The sequence below is a fragment of the Bradyrhizobium sp. SUTN9-2 genome, from assembly GCF_003122645.1.
GTDB classification, from domain to species: Bacteria; Pseudomonadota; Alphaproteobacteria; order Rhizobiales; family Xanthobacteraceae; genus Bradyrhizobium; species Bradyrhizobium yuanmingense.
Map to the genome: position 1 here is coordinate 3,863,003 of NZ_LAXE01000001.1, position 20,453 is coordinate 3,883,455.

The following is a 20,453-nucleotide window of genomic DNA, read 5'->3' on the forward strand; positions in this document are numbered from 1 at the left end:
TGCGCAGAAGAAGACGAGGAAAAGCGCAAGGCCGAGTGTCCGGGAGCTAACACCAGGATTTCGAGTGCAGCCGAATCCAGCCGATAGCAGTCTTCTCAGCCCATGCGGGAGCCTGCGGCGCCGTACGGTTTGGCAGGGCTGGACCTTTCTTAAACTCCGGCCGAGTCGTCCCTTGTTGCACCGCCGCAGCGCGATTTGCGGTGTAAACACTGCCAAATGTTCATGCGATTGTGGTGAATTACATACTTTTCCTGACCTTATGCGACTTCTTCTCAAGACCTCGATCAGGAGCGTGTCATGAATATCCGCGTTCGAGCGGAGAGTCCTGCGGCGCTGCTTCGAGAACGTCTCGAGGCGCTGGTGGCAGAGCTTGCGGAACTTGAAAAGCTCAGAGAGCGGGTAGGTCGAGAGGAGAATCTTCAGCGCAAGCTGCGCAAGGCAGGCAGCGCCAACAACCCCGCTCGGACCGCGGGTGGGCCTTCCGGCTTCGCACAGGCAAAGCTCATGGCCATACCGCTCATTCGCAAGAAGTCGGGCTGTTGTGACGAGCGTCCCAAGGCGAGTGGATGACAGGAATTTTCGTCCATTGTTCGCTTCGGCCGGGAGCCGGCCGCAAAGTCGAAAAAAATGCCGCGCAGGATCGGACGTTTGCAGCGACCGAGCCTCGCGCGGTTTGCCGAATGGTGCGGGCACATGCGGGGTGGTTCGCGAAAACGAACTGGTTCTAAGAGCCTGTCCCGGCTATTCGGCCGCCAGGCGAGCGGGAGGCGCTCCGCGCTGGAGGCCTATGAACGAGCCCGACCGTGCTCTGCGAGACGATCCGATCGATTCTGCGGCTCATGACCTTGTAGCATTCGCATGCCATGGCTTCGAGCCGCGGCCGATCGATTTCAAGCTGGCCACGTCGATTGGATCTTAGTGCTCTTGATGTTCGCATTGTGCTCACGACATGTGTGACGGTGGTGCGGCGGACGCCCAGCAATTCCGACAACGTTTCTTGGGTCAGCGGGAGGAGATCGCTGCCATTTGCCCGATCGTGAATGTGAAGCAGCCAGCGCGCCAAGCGGGCTTCGACAGAATGTAATGCGTTGCAGGCAGCCACGTGCTGGAGTTGCGTCAGCAACGATCTCGTGAACACTTGCACCATCGCTGCGACGGCGGGGCTGCAATGTTGCGCTGTCAGGAATTGCGCAGGCGAGATCTGCAGCGCGGTCCCGGCGATGCGAGCAACGGCCGTCACGGGCGAGTGGGATGCGCCAAGCGCTGACGTCAGACCCACAGCCCCTTCATGACCCACTATCGTCGTGGCGACCGTCTGCCCGTTCGGCAGCTCCATGATAGTGGCTATCGCGCCGCTCAGGGGGAAGAGAAGATGTTCGATCCGATCGCCTGATCGGACGAGCACCGTATCGCGCTCGATGACGATCTTCCGCAGATGAGGTGCAAGCAAAGCAAAATCCGCCGGCGGTAACGCTGCTAACAACCGATTACCAACCCTGGTCGCGTGGTCCATCATGGGATCAACCCCCGACGGATGTTCGGCGCGAGAACTCATGCCGGCTCGTCGAGCTGCTGTCCGGCGTGCAGCTCAACAGCAGTCAACTGGCAACCACAGATATGGTTCCTGCGATGAAGGCTAGCATGCGCTGGTCTGCCAATCGCAGGAACGGCTTGCGCCCGCGACTCCAGCTTGCGCTTATACAGACCTGTCGCTGACCTGCAATTGATGTCGTCGACTCGCCGACGGCAGCCTGCGCTGCGGCTGAACAGCATCCCAGCCAACGATCATTCTCCGAACAGCTGATCGGCCTTGAGTTGTGAAGCGCGCCAGGCGCGGATCGCGAGCGCGCTCTGAAAGTCTCGTCTCAGGGGCGGACAATTTCCAAGATGGCGTTCTGGCCGCCGGGACCAATAGCGTTGGAATGACGGCCGTGAGCCGTTCGTGTGCCCCACTCGAAGCCCACCCAACGGCCTGGCGTCGCCGTACTGTTCGGCAAAAGGCTAGGACTTACGGCAAATGGGCACATTTGCACGTAAAATTCGCGATTTTAGATATGGTTAAACCGGATTAAATCTCTTTCTTTATTCTATTCGTTGTATTTTAATGACTTCACTCGGTCTCGGCTATATGCCGAAGGACATAGACGGCCGGGTCGAGGCAGAGTCCATGTTAGACACGTCTGCGAAAGAGCGGATACTCAAGCCCGTCCGGCTTGTGATCGTAGATCGACAGCCGATCGTTCTACGGGGGCTAGAGTCGATACTCGGGGCACAGCCGGACTTCGACGTCATCGCGTCGTGCAGCGACGGGACAAGCTGCATCCAAGCGATGCGGAATTTGACACCCGACGTTGCACTCCTTGCTGACACCCTGCCAGATCTAATGGCATCCGAGATCCTCGTCATTGCGAAAGCTGATCGGCTGCCCACGCGCCTGGTGTTCTTTACAGATTCCGACACGGACCACGATCTTACCTTGGCCATCGCTGCTGGCGCGTGTGATGCAATCGCGAAGCATGTTGCACCGGACGCTGTGCTGCGATCGCTGCGACTGATGACGAAGCGTAGCTTTTTGGAGCAGTCCGATCTCTCGCCAACCGTCGAGAAAACCGACAGCAGCAAAATCGACAACCTACTGGAGCTATTGACGCCGCGCGAACGTCAAATTGTACGACTGGTGTCAGAAGGAATGTCGAACAAGGAGATCGCGCACCAGCTAAACGTTTCAGATGGAACCGTTAAAGTACACCTGCACAACATATTTCAGAAGCTTGAAATAACCAACAGGACGGTGCTCGCCACCCTCGCATTGCTACAACGCCCGTCCGGGTTCGGAATGCTCTCGCTGGCTCTCCTGGCGGTCGCCATTGCGGACGAACTCAAGGCGTCGGAGGCAAACGACATTCTTCCGCATGACGACAGCACCGGCCCCGCGGTGGAGTATGCCGAATATGAGCTCTGGAAGCGAGCTATCCTCCGTCACGCCATCGTCGCGGATTCCGACGAAAAGCCGTCGCTCACTCAGAGAGGCGTTTTTGTCGGGGCGAGCCAAATCTCGACCGCGGCCTCGGCAATGGAAGCGCCTCGCACCGCTGAGCAATCCGCAGGCTCGAAATCGTGGAAGGACTACAGTTCTGTTGGATCAAGTACGCCCGGTTTGGCCACACCTTCCCTGCGAGGAATGAACGACGCGAAGATTGGAGGTGACTCCACCGCGGAACATCTATTCTCGCGGCTGACATCCAATCCGACTTTGATTCACGGAGGGTATGGTACTTTCGCCACTCTCACCGGTGCGTTGATCTACACACTCAGCGATCCCCATTTGGCATTGCCGTCGCATGACCCGGCCAAAGCGCCGCTCGACAGCTTCGTGGACGTTACCGGATACAATGCGGCCACCAAACTGGCTGCGATCACCAATGCCGACGATCATCATGTAGACGATTCAGTCCCGGGTTTCCTTGCGCAGGCTTCTCGCCTGCCTTCCGCGTTTGTGGTCGTTGAAAATGAAAGCGCCGCCGGAGAAGGCACTCGGGGCCACTCGAGTGATGGTACCGTTGGGGAGACTCTCCAAAAACTTGCCGGCCTCGTGCACTTCAGTCACGATGTCGGCAGTAGCGGATATAGCCACGATCAGCTGATGGGCGGCAACGTCGCTGAAAACGTTGTTCATCGCGACCCGACCGATTCCAGTTCTACCTCTTCCGACTCTGTCTTCAACTTCGCGTCTGGGCCGAGCAGGATCAATCTTGCGGCTTTCGGAGCCCTTGCCAGGCTTCATATGACAGCAGCAAGCAAGTCCATACCGCCACACACCGTCGCTTGGATATTCAACTCCGCAAGCAATGAAACGATCGTCTACGTGAATGCGACCGATCGTGTTCTGGAGATCGGAGACCGCGACCTGTTGGAAATCCATCTGCCGGGGATTGTATCCATCGCAGAATCGGATTTTGTCGGCCAGCCGACAGCCGCGGCGGCCGCTCTCACGTTGGAGCAGCTCGAAGAAGCGCTGACATCCGTGATTGCAATCGAAGCTATTCTGAGTACCGACAGTGCCCATGCAAGTATCGGGACGAGAGAGAGCACATTCGGGACCGCTGGAGTTTGGGACAGTCTGGCTGATGCCGGCTTGAGGACTGAATTCGCGCCGGCCCGCACAACGGAAGAGAGCGTCGATGGGACCGAGGGGTCGGCTCGCATATCACCGATCGTGCTTGCTCATGCTGCAGCGGTAACGGAAGTTGAAAGTCTTACATTGAAGAGTCAGCGGAACGATGCAGGCACCGGCCCCAGCATCGCAGCGGCCGGTAGCGCGGGCGGCAGTAACTCACAGCATGTTCTGGAGCCATGGCCTGCAAAGGAAACAGGTGCGGAGCAGACGGACGGTGGCTTCATACCTGGGAGTGATGTCGGTGATGAGAACGAGCATCAATCCCCGGCTTCGGATCCTTCGGGAAGGTCAGGGAAGACGGCAGAAACAGGCGGCGCGGAACATGGCAAGCCGGTGCATTCAACCTCTAAAAACGCATCGGAAGCAGCCGATTTTGGTGAATCGAGCCTCGCGACAGCGCACAGGGACGACCGCGAAGGGCCGCAGCACGCTCCCGAGCAAATGTCTGCAATGGCCGGCGCCAGAGATACGGCCGACGTGAAGTCCATACCGGGCAATCGCGCTGGCAAGGACAACGCGCATGATTCATTGGCTTCGGACGATTGGTCAGGGCCAGCAAAAGCGACCGAACCAGGCGGCCGGGACCACAGCAACTCGCACGCGTCGGAGCGAGGGTCGGCAAAGGCAGCCACGGAGACGGCCGAAGCGAAGTCCATGCCGGACAATCGCGCCGGGAAGGACAACGCGCATGATCCACCGGCTTCGGACCGTTCGTCAGGGTCAGCGAGAACGGCCGAACCAGGCGGCCTGGACCACAGCAACTCGCACGCGTCGGAGCAAGGGTCGGCAAAGGCACCCACGGAGACGGCCGAAGCGAAGTCCATGCCGGACAATCGCGCCGGCAAGGACAACGCGCATGATTCACTCGCTTCGGACGATTCGTCCGGGCCAGCGAAAACGGTCGAACCAGGCGGCCTGGGCGCCAGCAACTCGCACGCGTCGGAGCGAGGGTCGGCAAAGGCGGCCACGGAGATGGCCGACGCGAAGTCCGTATCGGGCAATCGCGCCGGCAAGGACAACGCTCATGATTCACTGGCATCGGACGATTGGTCAGGGCCAGCAGCAGCGGCCGAACCAGGCGGTCTGGACGACAGCAACTCGCACGCGTCGGAGCGAGGGTCGGCAACGGCGGCCACCGAGACGGCCGAAGCAAAGGCGACACCGGGCAATGGCCTCGGCAATGACAATGAGCATCATTCCTGGACTCCAGCCTATACGCGCGAGTCAGCGAAGATGGCAGAGCCCAGCGGCGTGGAGCAGAGTAACAAATGGGAGCATTCGACCTCTGCTCACGGCCCGAAGGCTGACGAAAATGTTGCAACAGCGGAGCCGGAGCCTGTAAAGGCGACAACCACCGAGTTGGCTGAAACTGTCTTCATGTCCGAGAAGAGTGTCGGTGAGGGCGACAATCATCGTGCACCGAACGCAAGCGCGTCGGCAGCAGTGGCCACGACAAAACTGGCTGACCTGCAGCATAGCAATTCAGGATACAATTCACACTCGGCCTCCGCAAAGGCATCAGCAGCAGCCGAGATCGCCGAATCGAGCGCCACAAAAGGCGATAGTGCAGGGAACGGAAACTCGCAGCACGCTACGCAACCTGCTGCAATCGCATCGGTGGCCGCACAGCCGGCTAAAGCTGCGTTCGAGACCGGCGGCGCCGATCAAGATCGGGTGTTCCGCTTCGACAGCGACGCAACTCCTTTCACTCCCATCGTCAGGAATGAACCTAGAGAGGTCCACATTCCGCTCGATCCACGCGCCAAGCCCGATCAGGCGGCCACCCTCGATATCCTCGTCAAAATCCTACCCAACGCACTGGACGATCCCGCGGCCAACCATGGCAATAACGGACCCCATCACGCCCCTGTAGCTGCGCATCATGACCTGCTGATTTGAAATGTTGCATTGTCTCGCGAGCAGGACGCAGGGCCGATGTTTAACAGCCTGCTCCGTATACTGGTCGGTTGATATGCGCCCCTTATGCATTGATAGTCCTCGATAACTCATTGAAATCGCAGTAAATGCGACCGTCCTCCGAGCGCACCACCTCGCGCTGCACGCCGCGATTCGGAACCAAAGCCCTCGCCCCGCATTCGCAACTGGTCGCCGAATGCGCTTGAAGGTGGAGGACGATGAGGGACGCTATGTCCGATGTTGCCGAGATCCGCGGCGCCGTTCACCTGTGCATCGACATGCAGAACATTTTCGCCCCCGATGGCCTTTGGGCGACGCCTTGGATGGAACGGGTGCTGCCGACGGTCGTCTCGGTCGTTGCGCGCCACGCGGAGAGAACGATCTTCACGCGCTTCATCACCCCGCAGGATCCGGAGGACCGCCCGGGGCAATGGCAGAGTTATTTCCGCCGCTGGCGCCAGGCGACGCGCAGGCATCTGCCGTCATCGGCTCTGGAGCTCGTGCCGGCCTTGGCACGTTTCGTTCCGCCGGCGGCAGTGATCGACAAGCCGGCCTATTCCGCGTTCAGCAATCCCGGTCTTGCGAGCCTGCTTGTCGAGAAGAACGTCGGCACCGTCGTGATATCGGGCGCGGAGACGGACGTCTGCGTGCTCTCGACGGTCCTGAGCGCCGTCGATCTTGGCTTCAGGATCGTCCTTGTCGAGGACGCGCTGTGCAGCTCGTCCGACGTCGGCCACGACGCGCTCATGACGATGTACCGCACCCGCTTCCACGGCCAGGTCGACCTGGTGACAGCGGAAGAGCTGGCCGAGGTCTGGCGGGAGTAGGGTCCGACGTCATTGAGCCGCGCAAGGTCCTCGCGCCCACGAGGCGGATCAAGCGACCGCGACGTCGGCCGCCACCGGTCTCGCATGCGGCGGCCGAGCATCGTCCGCGCCGGACCGCATGCTCAGGTAGGTTGGGTCGAAGCCGGCGAGCCGGACCAGGCCCGGCCAGTCCGTGATGGTCAAGGTCTTGCCCTGCCATTGCAGCAGATGGCAGCGGCGCAGCTCCTGGATGGTGCGGTTGGCATGGACCGGGGAGATGCTGCAGGCTGCGGCGAGGTCGGACTGGGTGAAGGGCGAGGACAACCTGAAATCCCGGGCGAGCCCGACGGTTTGCAGCCGCACTGTGATCTCGCAGAGCAGGTGCGCCACACGTGTCAACGCGTCCCGGCTGCCGAGGTTCACCGTCCAGTTGCGCTGGATGGCGTGATCGGCAAGCAGCATCAACAGCAAGGCGTGCGACATTGCCGGAGATCGCACCGCGAGCTCGCGAAAGAAGCGGTGCGGCACGAGCGCGACGATTGCGGAACCGAGCGCGGTCAGGTTGCCCTCGATGCGCGGGCGATACAGGCTTTGCAGGTTGGCGATGTCGCCGGGCACGCAGATCGCGGTGATCTGGCCATCTGCGCTTTCGTCATTCTGCCAGGACAGATATCCCTGGAGCACCAGGCAGCATTGCGTTGCCTCATCACCATGCCGCAGGATGGTCTGATGCGCGCCGAAATGCGCGATGCTGCTCGGCATGTCCGCAAGCAGATCGAGATGTTCCGGGGTCAGTTCGACGAGGCTCGTCAGGCGGTCGGCCAGCCTCGAGAAAGCAAATCCTGCCTGCATTTGATCTCCGACGGCCCCCGTCGGCCCAAGTGTGGCCGATAATGACGGCGGAAAGCATTAACGTTTGATAGGTTCGTCTGGAGTATCGGCGAGGCAGCAGGCCGCTTGCCGATACAAGATCCTCACGTTCAATTGACGTTGTCGCCGAGCATGTTGCGGACGCCTGTGGTCACGGCGGCGAGGCCGCGCGTGCCGTGCATCAGCGCGATCTCGCCCTGCTGCTCGTGGCGGATGGCATGCGCCATGATGCGCAGACGAGGGTCGCCGCGGCTGTGCCACATCTGGTCGGCCATCCTGACCGCACCGCGGTGATGCCGGCTCATCGCCTCGACGAACAGCGTGTCGAACTGGTCCGGCGGCGCGGTCTTGACCTGGCGCATCTCGGCCGGCGTCAGGAAGCCCGGCATCGCCGCCCGCTCCTCGGTGCTGCAATCGGGCATCTCCGTGTCGAACCAGCTCAGCCACCAATTCTCGAATATGCGGTTCTCTCCGGTCTGGCTCGCGACCATCAGCATTGCGAGCTTGCGCAGATGCGGATCCTGCGCGCGCTCGGCAGCCGTCCGCGCCAGCTCGATGCCCTGGGCATGATGCGTTGTCATGTGACGGATGTAGGCCTGGTCTTGATCCCTGTCGCGGCCCATCCACGGCAGCTCGTAGCCATGACCGCCGAACAATGCGACCGCCCCGAGCACCGCAATCAAGGCCAGCGCGCCCGTCATCCACATGTTGGTGAACCGCACGTCGCTGTCAGGCGCAGTCCCGCGCCTCCAGCGCAGGCGCGCGAACAGGGGATACATCACGGCGGAGGAGCCATGCACCAGCAGCCCGATCCAATAGGGTTGTTGCAGCGTGAACAGCGGCTGCCAGAACGGAAACAGCGGCACCAGCACGAACCATTCCATGCCTGAAGAGAACGCGGCCCAGGGCAGCGCCAGCAGCAGGATCGTCATCGGCCGCAAGTCGGCCGTCCAGCGTCCGAGCACGCCGAAGAAAACCAACGCCCAGGAAAAATCGGCCCATTGGTGAAAGGCGATCCCGGCCAGGATCGCGCTCCAGGATGGCTCGGAGCTGATCGCCCAGTCGCGCGCAGGAATCGCGGCAACCGTCATCCAATCGACCGCCGCATCGCGGCCGATGTGGGCAGCGAAGAGCTGGCTGACGATGGTCGAAAAAGTGCTGCTGATCAGGCCGAGTGCGGCCGCGGCAATCCAGCGCGAACGCCGCCGCTCGCCGGTGGTGCGCCGCGCCCCACTCATGAGTGCTGGTCGCGGCTCGGCGTTCACGTCAGCTGCTTGAGCTTCTTCAGCGGATTGAGTTCGCTCGGCTTGTCCTGTTCGTCGCGCCCACGCTCGGCTTGCGCCTTGCCGTCATCGTGCAGATCCTGGTCGCCGATGATCTCGCCGACGGCCTGCTTGGTCTTGCCGGCGATCCGCTGCTGCAGACCTTTGGTCTTGCCCATGAGCTGCCTCCGATATGTCCTGCCGTGGCTCACGCCGCTACCCCGGCGCCCTGAAGGGGGCGTGGGCGCCGGGGCTGCGGTCTTGCAAATTGCCTCCGGCGGCGGGGGGAGACGCCGGAAGCCTTGATCAGACTCTTCGCGACGCGGATGGTTCCTCCTGACGTCACCGCGCTTCGAGCGCGATGATCACGCCTTCGTTGCCCCGGAGCAGGATGGACGCATCCGGCACCGGCTCGGGCGGCCGATCCAGATGCGTCGACATCAAGAAACGGCCGCGACCTTGCCAATGGAATTTCCGCGGTTCGGCCGCGAGATTGAGCGCGACCAGAATTTCGTTACGGCCTGCCGTCCGTTTAAAGGCCAGGACATCGTTCTGCGAGCGCAGCGGCTCGTAGCCGCCCCGTTGCAGGCCGGCACGCTCGCGCCGCAGCGCCATCAGCGCGCGAAACAGAGCGAGGATCGAGCGCTCGTCGCGCTGCTGTGCGGCGACATTGGCCGCACCATCGGGCGGCTCGAGCGGCAGCCATGGGCGGCCCGTCGTGAAGCCGCCATCGGGGCTGTCATCCCATCGCATCGGTGCGCGTTCGGGATCGCGGCACAGGCCATAGCCGGGCACGAGCTTCTCGAAGGGATCGCGGACGCGGCCCTGCGGAATCGGCACGCGCTTGCGGCCGATCTCGTCGCCCATGAAGAAGAACGGCGTTCCCCGCAGCGTCATCAGCAGCATCGCAAGCACGCGCATCTGCGTCTCGCCGATCTTGCTCGCGATCCGCTGCTTGTCGTGGCCGCCGATGACCCAGACCGGCCAGCCATCGTCAGGGATGGCGTTGAGATAGGCGTCGACCGTGGCCTGCAGCGAGAGGGCGTCCCATTTGGAATCGAGCAGGGCGAAATTGAGCGGCAGATGCAGGCGCGGCCGGTCGTTGCCATAGAAGTGGCCGATGCGGTCGATCTTGCCCTGGACCTCGCCGCACAACATCCGTCCGGGATAGGCGTCGATCACCTCGCGGATGAACTCGATGCAATCCATCGTCTCGGGCCGATCGTCGGTGAACACCGTCGTGTGCCGCTGGGGCGGCGGCTTGCCCTCGGCTTGCGGATTCGCCGGATTGTCGCGCAACAGCCGGTCCTTGATCAGGACCGCGCTGGCGTCGACGCGAAAGCCGTCGACGCCGCGGTCGAGCCAGAACCGCATGGCGTCGGCGATCGCGGCGCGCACTTGCGGGTTGCGCCAGTTGAGGTCGGGCTGCTCCACCAGGAAGGAATGATAGTAATATTGCCGGCGCGACTCGCACCATTCCCAGCCGCTGCCGCCGAACCGGCTCAGCCAGTTGTTGGGCGGCCCGCCGTTCTCGGCCGGATCTGCCCAGACGTACCAATCCGCTTTCGCGCTGTTGCGCGAGCTCGCGCTCTCGACGAACCATGCATGGTCGTTCGCGGTGTGATTGGGGACGAGGTCGAGGATAAGCCGGATGCCCGCACCGTGCAGCGCTTCGAGCAGGCGATTGAACTCCTCGAGGCTGCCGAAGGCGGGATCGATCGAACAATAGTCGGAGATATCATAGCCGAGGTCGCGGAACGGGCTCTTGTAGATCGGCGTGAGCCACACCGCGCCGACGCCGAGCCATTTCAGATAATCGATGCGTGATAACAGCCCGGCGATGTCGCCCTTGCCGTCGCCGTTCGAGTCCTGAAAGGAGATCAGCGCGATCTCGTAGATGACGGCGGATTCCCACCACGCAGCTTCATCACGGGACGCGTCGCTCATCGCCTTGCTTCACCTCGTTTGTCTTGTCGTTTGTCTTGGCATGCGCCACGATCTGCCTTGCCGCAATTCGGGCGCTCTCGATGCCCTTGGGAAAGCCGCTGCGGTTCGGATAGAGCTTGCGCCGTGCATCGCGCGGCGGGCGGCGCGGCTTGGTGTCCTGCGCGGCGCGGTAGTCGAGCACGGCGATGCCGCCGACCATCAGCAATGCCAGCGCGATATTGCCCTTCTTGGGATTGTCCGACGTCAGGCCGGACAGCAGCGCGGCGGCATCGAGGCCGTCGCCGCCGACGCGGGCCCACAGGCCGGCGTTCTTGTCGACGGAGAGCGACATGATCCCGGCGAGGATCTCGCGCACGCCGAAGGCGCGGACCAGCGTCTCATGGCCTTCCATGCCCAGCGTGTGCGTGACGCGCCTCGGCGCGAACAATTCGACCACGCCGAGGCCGATGCTGAACCAGCCGAGTGCGCGCGCGAGCTGGTCCGCCGGCTGCTTCAGGCTCGGTCCGCCCTCGACGATCTTGGGGTCGCCCTTGGTGCGCACGATGTTGGAGAAATGAAACATGGCTAGCTCCTTCAGGGCTTCAGCACGACCTTGACGCAGGAATCGCGCTTGTCGCGAAACACCTGGTACATCTCCGGTCCCTGGGCGAGCGGGACCGTGTGGGTGATGACGAAGGACGGGTCGATCTCGCCCTCTTCGATGCGGCGGAGCAGGTCGTCGGTCCAGCGGTTGACGTGGGTCTGGCCGGTCCGCATCGTCAGGCCCTTGTTCATGAAGGCGCCCATCGGAAGCATGTCGGACAGGCCGCTGTACACGCCTGCGACCGAGATGATGCCGCCGGGACGGCAGACATAGATCATCTCGCGCAGCACGTGGGGCCGGTCGCTCTCGGCCATCACCATCTGCTTGGCGCGGTCGAGCAGAGTGTCGGGCAGCGATGGCATCACATGCGCCTCCATGCCGACGCAATCGATGCACTTTTCCGGGCCCTTGCCGTCGGTCAGCTCCTGGAGCCGCTCCACCACGCTCTCGGTCTCGAAGTTGATCGTGGTGGCGCCGCCGGCTTCCGCCATGCTGAGCCGCTCCGGCAGGCAGTCGATCGCGATCACCTGGTTGGCGCCGAGCAGGATGGCGCTGCGGATCGCCATCTGCCCGACCGGGCCGCAGCCCCAGATCGCGACCGTGTCGGTCGGCTCGATGTCGCATTGCACGGCGGCCTGCCAGCCGGTCGGGAAGATGTCGCTGAGGAACAGCAATTGCTCGTCGGGAATGCCAGGGGGCACCTTGATGTGGGTGGCGTCAGCAAAGGGCACGCGGAGATACTCAGCCTGGCCGCCGGGATAGCCGCCGGTCAGATGGGTGTAGCCGAACAGGCCCGCCGTCGTGTGTCCGAACACTTTGTCGGCCAGGTGACGCTTGCGGTTGGTGGTCTCGCACACTGAGAAATTGCCGCGCTTGCACTGGTCGCATTCGCCGCAAATGATCGTGAACGGCACGACGATGCGGTCGCCCTTCTTCAGCTTGCCGTCGACGCCCGAGCCGACCTCCACCACTTCGCCCATGGTCTCGTGGCCCATGATGTCGCCGGGTAGCATGCCCGGGATGAAATTGTGAAAGAGGTGCAGGTCGGAGCCGCAGATGGCGCAGCTCGTCACCTTGATGATGGCATCACGCGGATCCTGGATCTCCGGGTCGGTGACGGTATCGCACCGGATGTCTTCCTTGCCGTGCCAGACCAGCGCCTTCATCGTCGTCCTCCCGGTTGAGCCACGTGCCATCTAAGTCCAGGCACGAACGATGGTTGCTATTGCCGCGTGCAAATTCTTCGCACTGCGCAAATTGGAACGAGAGAGCAGGGCAGCGATTGAGCGTGATCACCTCATTCCAAAGGCTCAATCACAAGGATTTGCCGCATGTCCGCCAATCAGCTCGCCGTCGTCACAGGCGCCTCAACCGGTATCGGTCTGGAACTCGCAAGGTGCTGCGCGCAGGCCGGATTCAACCTCGTCGTCGCGGCCGACGAGTCCCAGATCGAGCAGGTGGCCGTCGATCTCCGGCGGCTCGGCGGCAGCGTGGAGCCGGTCGAGACCGATCTTGCGACCACCGAGGGCGTCGACAAGCTGTGCGCGGCGGTCGGCGACCGGCCGATTGACGCGTTGCTCGCCAACGCCGGCATCGGCCTCGGCAAGGCGTTCCTCGACCAGGACTTTGCCAGGGTGAAACACCTCATCGACACCAACATCACCGGCACGCTGTATCTGATCCACCGCGTCGGCAATGAGATGCTCCGCCGCAATGCCGGCCGCATCCTGATCACCGGCTCGATCGCCGGCTTCATGCCGGGCAGCTTCCAGGCCGCCTACAACGCCAGCAAGGCGTTCCTGGATTCATTCTCGTTCGCGCTGCGTGAGGAGCTGCGCGACAGCGGTGTCACCGTGACCTGCCTGATGCCGGGTGCGACCGAGACCGAGTTCTTCCGCCGCGCCGACATGATGGACACCAAGGTCGGCACCGAGAAGAAGGACGGCGCCTACGATGTCGCCAAGGCCGGCTTCGATGCGATGATGCGCGGGGACGCCGACATCGTCACCGGGCTGAAGAACAAGATCCAGACGACGGTCGCGAACGTCACGCCCAACGAGATGCTAGCCAAGCAGCACCGCAAGATGGCCGAGCCGGGCACGGCAAGGTCGTAGAGCGACGCGCGCGCAATGTTGCGGAGCGCGCGAACCCTTTTGCGAAGAGAAAGCAGACCCCCGATTCACATAGCCTAATGCGCTGCGGCCCTCAAACCGTCAAATTGTACGGGCTGAAACAAGAGGGGGGCCGCTGTGGCGATGGATCGCATCGAACAGGCCTTTATCGCGACTGCCGTTACGGGTTTTCTCGTGATGATGGTCGCAATCGTCTGGATGATGTTGAGCTGAAGGTGGGGAGCTTGCCGTCTTGCGCATCGCGCTACCTTACGCCGCAGTTATCCTGTGCCTGGCGGTGACCGCGTGGCTTGCGTTCGCGCATCTGTTCTGATCGTCAATCGGCTGTGACATCGGCGGCCATGGCCCGATCACCGGCCCTCCCGGGCAGCGGCTTGCGGCGTCCCCTTCCAGGTCGTCGCGCAGCCGCTGCGCGCTCACGAGATGATCGCTCTTGCGCAGCAATGCCATGGCCTCGCGGACCAGCTCCCAAGAATGATGCAGGAGCTGCCTGTCGACGGCAAGATTGGGCGCATGAATCATCGGTCGTTCCCCGGTTTTTGCGATGACGACGACGGACCGCACTTCGCCGCGCGTCAGTTAGGCTGTTCGGCGATGAGCCCGGCGAGCTTCTGTGCCATCGCCGCAAGATCGATCGGCTTTTCCAGCAGCGGCACATCCTGGAATTCCGGACTAAGCGTGATCTTCTCGTATCCCGTGGTGAAAAGGAAGGGTACGTTCCGGGCCCTCAGCTCGCGGGCGATCGGAAAAACCATCTCGCTGCGGATGTTCACGTCGAGCACGGCGGCGTCCAGGACGCTGCCGTCGTGCAGGATCTTGAGCGCGTCTTCGAGATGGCCGACGGGACCGGCGATCTCCGCACCCAGCGCGCGGAATGTCTTGCCGATGTCATCGGCGAGAAAATACTCGTCCTCGACCACGAAGATACGGCGCCCCTTGAGCTCTGCGCGCTGATGCGACGATGCCGCCATGCTTCTCGGCCTCCAACGCATAGGAACATAAGCCGACGATCCGCCTTGGTGCAAACTGCAAACGATGCAAATGGAGGCAGGTTCCATGAGCAACCGCGACATCATTGTCATCGGGGGCTCGGCCGGAGCGACTGCTCCGTTGAAGCAGATCCTGGGCCGTCTGCCTGCGGACCTTCCGGCCGCCGTTTTCGTCGTGCTGCACATTCCGGCGCAGGGCATCGGCATCCTCTCCACCGTCGCCAGCAGTGCCGGGCCGCTCCCGGTGCGGCAGGCCGAAAACGGCATGAAGATCGAGCCCGGCCGGATCTACCTGGGTGCGCCGGACCATCATCTTCTCGTCACGGAGGACCGCATCTTCCTCGGCCGCGGCCCGCGCGAGAACATGGTGCGGCCGGCGATCGATGCGCTGTTCCGGTCGGCCGCGCTCTATCACGGGCCGCGCGTCATCGGCGTGCTCCTGAGCGGCCTGTTGTCCGATGGCGCGGCCGGCCTCAACGCGATCAAGCGCTGCGGCGGCTTGGCCGTGGTGCAGGACCCCGCGGACGCGATCTCCGATGAGATGCCGCGGCGCGCCATGGAGGCCACTACGGTCGACCTTTGCGTTCCCGGCGCCACCATGGGCGACGTATTGTCCGAACTGGTCAGGGAGCAGGCCGGCGCTGCACTGCCGATCCCGCCCGAGATCAGGTTGGAGGTCGAGATTGCCGCCGGTGAGCGGATTGGAAGCGACAATCTCGTCTCGATGGCTGCCCCCGTCGCCCTGACCTGTCCCGGCTGCGGCGGAGTGCTGTCCGAGGTGAAAGGCGCCCGCCCGATGCGATTTCGTTGCCAGGTCGGCCACGGTTACACCGCCGATGCGCTCGCCAAGGAGCAGGAAGGGCGCGTCGACGAAGCCTTGCGCGTGGCGCTGCGGATCATCGAGGAGCGCGCGGAGCTGGTGCAGCGCATGGCCGCCGACGGCCGGCGCAGCGGCCGGGCCGCCGTCGCCGAGATGTACGACGCTCGAGCGCTGGAATACCGCGAATATGCCGACATGATCCGGCGCGTCGTGCTACAGTCGCTCGTTCCTTCCGGGCGCAAACGGGAGGCCTGACGGCGGCTCTCATGGCCATCTTCTCCCTTGCCGAACGCATCGCGCAGCTCAATACCGAGCTACGCCTGCTGGTGAAGGCAGAGCAGGACATCGAGAGCGGCTGGCAGCGGGTCCGCGACCAGGAAGACCGGGTGCGTGCGCTCATGGCAGGTGGTCACGACACCAGCCAGGCGGAGCGGCTGGTCGATTTGCTCAAGCAGACGCTGGTCGAATGGGAGCGCCACCGTACCCTGATTGAGCAGCACGTGACCTATCTTCAGCGCGAGGTCGATCCGCAGGCGTAGGGCGCCCGGCGCCGATCTCCCGGCCGCGCCGCTCGACGCAGCGCAGCAGCCAGCCGCCCAACTCGCTCTTGCCCCTTGAATCGGGCTATCTGAATCGAACCCGGGCCGGGACATTCCTGCCTTTGATGTGTTGGGATAATATCGAATTCTGCTATTTGCAGGGCGGGGGCCCATCGGGGCTTCCGCCAGCCAGTGAGCCACCAGAGCCATGACCGAAAACGGCGACCAGCCGGTCGATGCACAGCGCCAGAGCAGGGCACCTCTGATCGTAGGGGTCGGCGCTTCGCCAGGCGCGCTGGACAGCATCGAGCGGTTCTTCGCCAAGCTGACCGTCGGGGGCGACCAAGCCATCGTGCTGGCGCTTCAGCACCACGAGGCGTTCGACGAGCCGCGGCTCCGCGCCATCGTGCAAAATTCGAACGGCAGCAAGATCGCCGAGATCGCCGACGGCCACCCGATCGAGGGCGGTACCATTTATCTGTGTCCACCCGCCATGATCACCACCATCCAGGGTGATCGCTTCGCAATCCGCAAGGCCGAGCAGGCGCCCGGTGAACGCGCCACGATCGACAGCTTCCTGGTCTCGCTGGCAGAAGAGCGAGCCGAGCATTCCATCGGCGTCATTCTTGCGGGCACCGGGGGCGACGGCACGCTCGGCGCGGCGACACTGAAGGATCACGGCGGCCTCGCCATCGCCGAGAGGATTGCAGACACAGACCAGGCCGGGCATCTCGACGGCAACACACCTGCAGCGATCGCCGATTATGTGCTGCCGCCCGAAGATATCCCGGAGCATATCCACGTCTATGCCCGTCATCTCAGACGTCTGGAGGAGAAGCAGGGCTTCGACGAGGTTCTGGCGGCGGCCGCCACCTCGCTGGCGCGCATCGCCGACATCCTGCGCAACAAGACCGGCAACGATTTTCACGGGTACAAGCAGAACACCTTCCTGCGTCGCGTGCAGCGGCGAATGCAGGTGGTGCGGATCGACGACATTGCCGCCTATGTGGATTTCCTTCGGAACGACAAGGACGAGGCCCAGCACCTCTTCAACGACCTGCTAATCGGCGTCACCGAATTCTTCCGCGACAAGCGCGAGTTCGAGGTGCTGGAAAGTCAGATCATTCCGAAGATTTTCGAGGGCAAGGGCGCAGGCCAGCAGGTGCGCATCTGGGTGCTCGGCTGCGCCACCGGCGAGGAGGCCTATTCCATCGGCATTCTCCTGCGCGAGCACATGGCGCGGATGGACGCCGTGCCCCAGGTCCAGATCTTCGCCACAGACATCGATGGTCGGGCGCTGGCGACCGCGCGCGTCGGGCGCTATCGCACCAATATCGAGATGGACATGACCAGCGAGCGTCTGGCGCGCTGGTTCGTGCGCGAGGGTGACACCTATTGCGTGGTGAAAGAGCTGCGCGAGATGTGCATCTTCTCGCAGCACAACGTCATCAAGGATGCGCCGTTCTCCAAGCTCGACCTCGTCTCATGCCGCAATCTGCTGATCTATCTCAACGCCGAGCTGCAGAATCGCGTGATTCCACTGTTCCATTTCGCGCTGCTGCCGGAGCGCTATCTGTTCCTCGGCAATTCCGAGAACGTGACCCGGCATCCGAAGCTGTTCGTGCCGATCGACCGCCGCGCCCGGATCTTCAAGAAGCTCGACACCGGAACGCGGCTGCCGCCTGAGTTTCCGATCACGACGGCGGGCAGGGTGCCGGTCGAGGTGCCGGCGATGCGCGCGTTCGGCCCCGATGTCGGCCTGGAGCGCCGCGCCCAGCGCATCGCGGAGCGCTATGCGCCGGCCTATGTCATCACCGACGACAATTTTCAGGTTCTGCATTTCTCCGGGCGCACCGGCCGCTACATCGAGCCGACCGCAGGCGCTGCCACGCTCGATCTGATGCAGCTCGTGCACCGCGATCTCAGGCTGGAATTGCGCACCACGCTCGGCCGCGCCGCCGAAACCAACGAAACCGTTCATGCCGAGCAGGTGCAGCTTGGCGTGAACGGTCACCGCGTCCTGGTGGACATTACGGTCGAGCCGATCCACGAGGGCAACGGCAGTCAGCGCAATTTTGTCGTCCTGTTCAAGGACGGCCCGGCGCGGACCGTCGAAGGCGGCAAGAGCAATCCCAACGCGCTGGTGCGCACCGAGCACGTCGAGCGGCTCGAAAATGATCTGCGGGCCACGCGCGAGCGCCTGCAGGCAACTATCGAGGAGCTCGAGAGCACCAACGAGGAGCTGAAATCATCGAACGAGGAATACCAGTCACTGAACGAGGAGTTGCAGTCCGCCAACGAGGAGCTGGAGACTTCGCGCGAGGAGCTGCAATCGGTCAACGAGGAGCTGACGACCGTCAACGGCGAGCTGGCGCACCGCGTCCAGGAGCTGACGCGCGCCACCAGTGACCTGAAGAATTTCCTCGAGAGCACGCAGATCGCGACGGTGTTCCTCGACAATGATCTGCGCGTGATGAACTTCACGCCCGCGATCACGCAGCTCTTGCATCTGGTGGAAACGGACACGGGTCGGCCGATCAGCCATATCAAGGCCCGCATCCCGATCGAGGAGCTCTACGACGACATCCGCCGGGTCCTGCGCACGCTCGCCGGCGTCGAGCGCGAGCTGAGCGCGGTGGACAGCGGCACGCGTTACATCGTGCGTATCCTGCCATATCGCAGCATCGACAACTTCATCGCGGGCGTCGTCATCACCTTCATCGACGTCACCGCAATCACCCGCGCCGAGGAGCGGCAGCGCCTGCTGCTTGCCGAGCTCCAGCACCGGGTTCGCAATACGCTCGGCGTGGTGCGCTCGATCGCCCGCCGCTCGGCGGAAACGAGCTCGACCGTGGAGGAATACGCCTCCCATCTGGACGGCCGTCTCAATGCCTTCGCCCGCACCCAGGCGCTGGTGACGCGCGATCCCGAAGGCGGCGTCGATCTAGAGTATCTCGTGGTGGAGGAGCTGCTCGCCTACAATGCCCGCGAAGGCGAGCAGATGCGAGTCTCGGGTCCCAAGATCCGCTTCCAGCCCAAGGCCGCCGAAACGTTCGCGCTGGCCATCCACGAGCTCGCGACCAACGCGCTCAAGTACGGGGCACTCAGTCAGCCAAGCGGGCGGATCGAGGTCACCTGGCGCGTCGATGAGAGCACCGAGCCGGCGGAGCTGGTGTTCGAGTGGCGGGAGCGCGGCGGGCCTGCTGTCACGACAAGGCCGCGAAAAGGATTCGGGACCGAGCTTCTGGAGCGCACACTGGCGTTCGAGCTGAAGGGGCAGACCACGATGGCATTCAATTCTGCCGGGCTGCAATGCACGATCACCATCCCCTTGACAAAGCGCGCCTTCCACACGCCGGTGGTGGCTGCCTGATGCCGCTGTCGACAGCCGATCGCAGCGTTTTGGAGCCGGCCATTCGTCGGCTGAGCGCGCTACGGCCGTTGTCGGCCGAGGCTCGCGCATCGCTGGAATACGCCATGCTCGAGGGCCTCCAGCGCGCCGGATCCGGCGAGGATCTGATCAGCGAGGGTGATCCCGTCGATGCCGTCCGCGTCCTGTTGTCGGGCTGGCTCGGCCGCTACAAGACGCTCGATGACGGCCGGCGCCAGATCGTCAATTTCATCTTCCCGGGCGAAAGCTGCGATGCGCATGCTTACCTGCTGTCGGAGATGGATCATTCCATCGTGGCGCTGACGCCCGTGGTCTATGCCGAGATCAAGCGCATTCGCTTCGAGAGCCTCCTGGCCAACAATCCCACGCTGTCGGAAGCGTTCTGGTGCGAGACGCTGCTCAACAATGCGATCCAGCGGGAATGGGCGATCAATCTCGGCCGTCGCGTCGCGTTGGAGCGCGTGGCGCACCTGTTCTGCGAAATCTTCGAGCGGCTTCGCCCGGTGGGAATGGTCGACGGCAATTCCTGCCTCATGCCCGTCACGCAGACGGATCTCGCCGATGCGACGGGGCTTTCGGTCGTTCACCTCAATCGGACGCTCCAGGAGCTGCGCGCGGCGAAGCTGATCGTGCTGCGCGAGCGGACGCTGACCATCCCGGACCTCGATGCGCTCAAGAACGCGGCGCTGTATTCGCCTAGCTATCTCGGGATCTACCGGGCGACTGAAGCGGTCCGTTGACGCCGTTCCGTCGCGGCCAGACGAGTCATTTCGCTGACATGGGCCGGAACAGGATGTCGTCCTGCTCGCAATCACGCCGGTTTGGAGCGCTGTCCGTCCTGCACACCAACATCGTCTTCACTCGGAAAAGGCTCGTGAGTTTTCCGGCCCAGGAACGTATCCGGTCGAGGAAGCGTCAATACCTCCAGCGATTCACGGATCGCCTTGCGAACCTGCTGCACGTGCTTCTCATCGGACTGCAACGGATAACGAGTTGGCTTCGCCATCAGGCGCTCCCCCG

General features: G+C 63.1%; 18 protein-coding genes. 8 read left to right on the forward strand and 10 right to left on the reverse strand.

Going from position 1 to position 20,453, the window contains the following annotated elements; genetic code table 11:
* Positions 1-297: 297 nt before the first annotated feature.
* Positions 298-570 (forward strand): hypothetical protein, encoded by a 273-nt coding sequence (locus XF30_RS37790; RefSeq protein WP_036013665.1) that lies wholly within the window; start codon positions 298-300, stop codon positions 568-570.
* A gap of 154 nt (positions 571-724) precedes the next feature.
* Here the strand turns inward: XF30_RS37790 and XF30_RS17905 are convergent, their stop codons facing one another.
* Positions 725-1,516, reverse strand: a complete 792-nt coding sequence (locus XF30_RS17905; protein WP_036013668.1) for a Crp/Fnr family transcriptional regulator — start codon at positions 1,514-1,516, stop codon at positions 725-727.
* Between the two features lie 651 nt (positions 1,517-2,167).
* Between XF30_RS17905 and XF30_RS17910 the strand changes: the two genes are divergently transcribed.
* Positions 2,168-6,076: a LuxR C-terminal-related transcriptional regulator gene (locus XF30_RS17910; RefSeq protein ID WP_109145763.1), complete on the forward strand. Its 3,909-nt coding sequence runs from the start codon at positions 2,168-2,170 to the stop codon at positions 6,074-6,076.
* Positions 6,077-6,312: 236 nt separating this feature from the next.
* Entirely contained in the window at positions 6,313-6,921 is a 609-nt protein-coding gene (locus XF30_RS17915) for a cysteine hydrolase family protein (RefSeq protein WP_109143427.1), read from the forward strand.
* Positions 6,922-6,969: 48 nt separating this feature from the next.
* On the opposite strand, the gene XF30_RS17920 is transcribed toward XF30_RS17915, so the two are convergent.
* From XF30_RS17920 to XF30_RS17945, 6 genes are all read right to left on the reverse strand, one after another.
* The gene (locus tag XF30_RS17920) at positions 6,970-7,752 is read right to left on the reverse strand and encodes a Crp/Fnr family transcriptional regulator (protein ID WP_036013671.1); all 783 of its coding nucleotides are present in this window, start codon (positions 7,750-7,752) and stop codon (positions 6,970-6,972) included.
* A gap of 128 nt (positions 7,753-7,880) precedes the next feature.
* Positions 7,881-9,008: a DUF305 domain-containing protein gene (locus XF30_RS17925; protein ID WP_502696121.1), complete on the reverse strand. Its 1,128-nt coding sequence runs from the start codon at positions 9,006-9,008 to the stop codon at positions 7,881-7,883.
* A gap of 23 nt (positions 9,009-9,031) precedes the next feature.
* Positions 9,032-9,211: a hypothetical protein gene (locus XF30_RS17930; protein ID WP_027575113.1), complete on the reverse strand. Its 180-nt coding sequence runs from the start codon at positions 9,209-9,211 to the stop codon at positions 9,032-9,034.
* Between the two features lie 163 nt (positions 9,212-9,374).
* On the reverse strand, positions 9,375-10,979 hold the full coding sequence (locus tag XF30_RS17935) for an alpha-amylase family glycosyl hydrolase (RefSeq protein ID WP_109143429.1): 1,605 nt from the start codon (positions 10,977-10,979) through the stop codon (positions 9,375-9,377).
* Positions 10,960-11,541 carry a hypothetical protein gene (locus XF30_RS17940; RefSeq protein ID WP_109143430.1) on the reverse strand — a complete coding sequence of 194 codons (582 nt, stop codon included), beginning with the start codon at positions 11,539-11,541 and terminating at the stop codon, positions 10,960-10,962. The genes XF30_RS17935 and XF30_RS17940 overlap by 20 nt, the downstream gene beginning before the upstream one ends.
* Positions 11,542-11,552: 11 nt before the next feature.
* Positions 11,553-12,728 (reverse strand): zinc-dependent alcohol dehydrogenase, encoded by a 1,176-nt coding sequence (locus XF30_RS17945; RefSeq protein WP_036045784.1) that lies wholly within the window; start codon positions 12,726-12,728, stop codon positions 11,553-11,555.
* Between the two features lie 165 nt (positions 12,729-12,893).
* Here XF30_RS17945 and XF30_RS17950 point away from each other — a divergent pair, with 165 nt between their 5' ends.
* Positions 12,894-13,676: an SDR family NAD(P)-dependent oxidoreductase gene (locus XF30_RS17950; RefSeq protein ID WP_109143431.1), complete on the forward strand. Its 783-nt coding sequence runs from the start codon at positions 12,894-12,896 to the stop codon at positions 13,674-13,676.
* Between the two features lie 267 nt (positions 13,677-13,943).
* On the opposite strand, the gene XF30_RS17955 is transcribed toward XF30_RS17950, so the two are convergent.
* Positions 13,944-14,216, reverse strand: coding sequence for a hypothetical protein (locus XF30_RS17955; RefSeq protein WP_109143432.1), 273 nt, complete (start codon positions 14,214-14,216; stop codon positions 13,944-13,946).
* A gap of 53 nt (positions 14,217-14,269) precedes the next feature.
* Entirely contained in the window at positions 14,270-14,665 is a 396-nt protein-coding gene (locus XF30_RS17960) for a response regulator (protein ID WP_109143433.1), read from the reverse strand.
* 85 nt (positions 14,666-14,750) lie between these two features.
* Here XF30_RS17960 and XF30_RS17965 point away from each other — a divergent pair, with 85 nt between their 5' ends.
* The 4 genes from XF30_RS17965 (at position 14,751) to XF30_RS17980 (ending at position 20,173) form a co-directional block, all read left to right on the forward strand.
* Positions 14,751-15,758, forward strand: coding sequence for a chemotaxis protein CheB (locus XF30_RS17965; protein ID WP_109145764.1), 1,008 nt, complete (start codon positions 14,751-14,753; stop codon positions 15,756-15,758).
* An 11-nt stretch (positions 15,759-15,769) separates the two neighbouring features.
* On the forward strand, positions 15,770-16,042 hold the full coding sequence (locus XF30_RS17970; RefSeq protein ID WP_109143434.1) for a hypothetical protein: 273 nt from the start codon (positions 15,770-15,772) through the stop codon (positions 16,040-16,042).
* Positions 16,043-16,250: 208 nt separating this feature from the next.
* Positions 16,251-19,415 (forward strand): CheR family methyltransferase, encoded by a 3,165-nt coding sequence (locus XF30_RS17975; RefSeq protein ID WP_109143435.1) that lies wholly within the window; start codon positions 16,251-16,253, stop codon positions 19,413-19,415.
* Positions 19,415-20,173 carry a Crp/Fnr family transcriptional regulator gene (locus XF30_RS17980; protein WP_109143436.1) on the forward strand — a complete coding sequence of 253 codons (759 nt, stop codon included), beginning with the start codon at positions 19,415-19,417 and terminating at the stop codon, positions 20,171-20,173. The genes XF30_RS17975 and XF30_RS17980 overlap by 1 nt, the downstream gene beginning before the upstream one ends.
* A gap of 71 nt (positions 20,174-20,244) precedes the next feature.
* Here XF30_RS17980 and XF30_RS17985 read toward each other — a convergent pair whose 3' ends face one another.
* A complete protein-coding gene (locus XF30_RS17985; RefSeq protein ID WP_109143437.1) occupies positions 20,245-20,439 on the reverse strand; it encodes a hypothetical protein in 195 nt (64 codons plus the stop codon).
* Positions 20,440-20,453 lie beyond the last annotated feature (14 nt).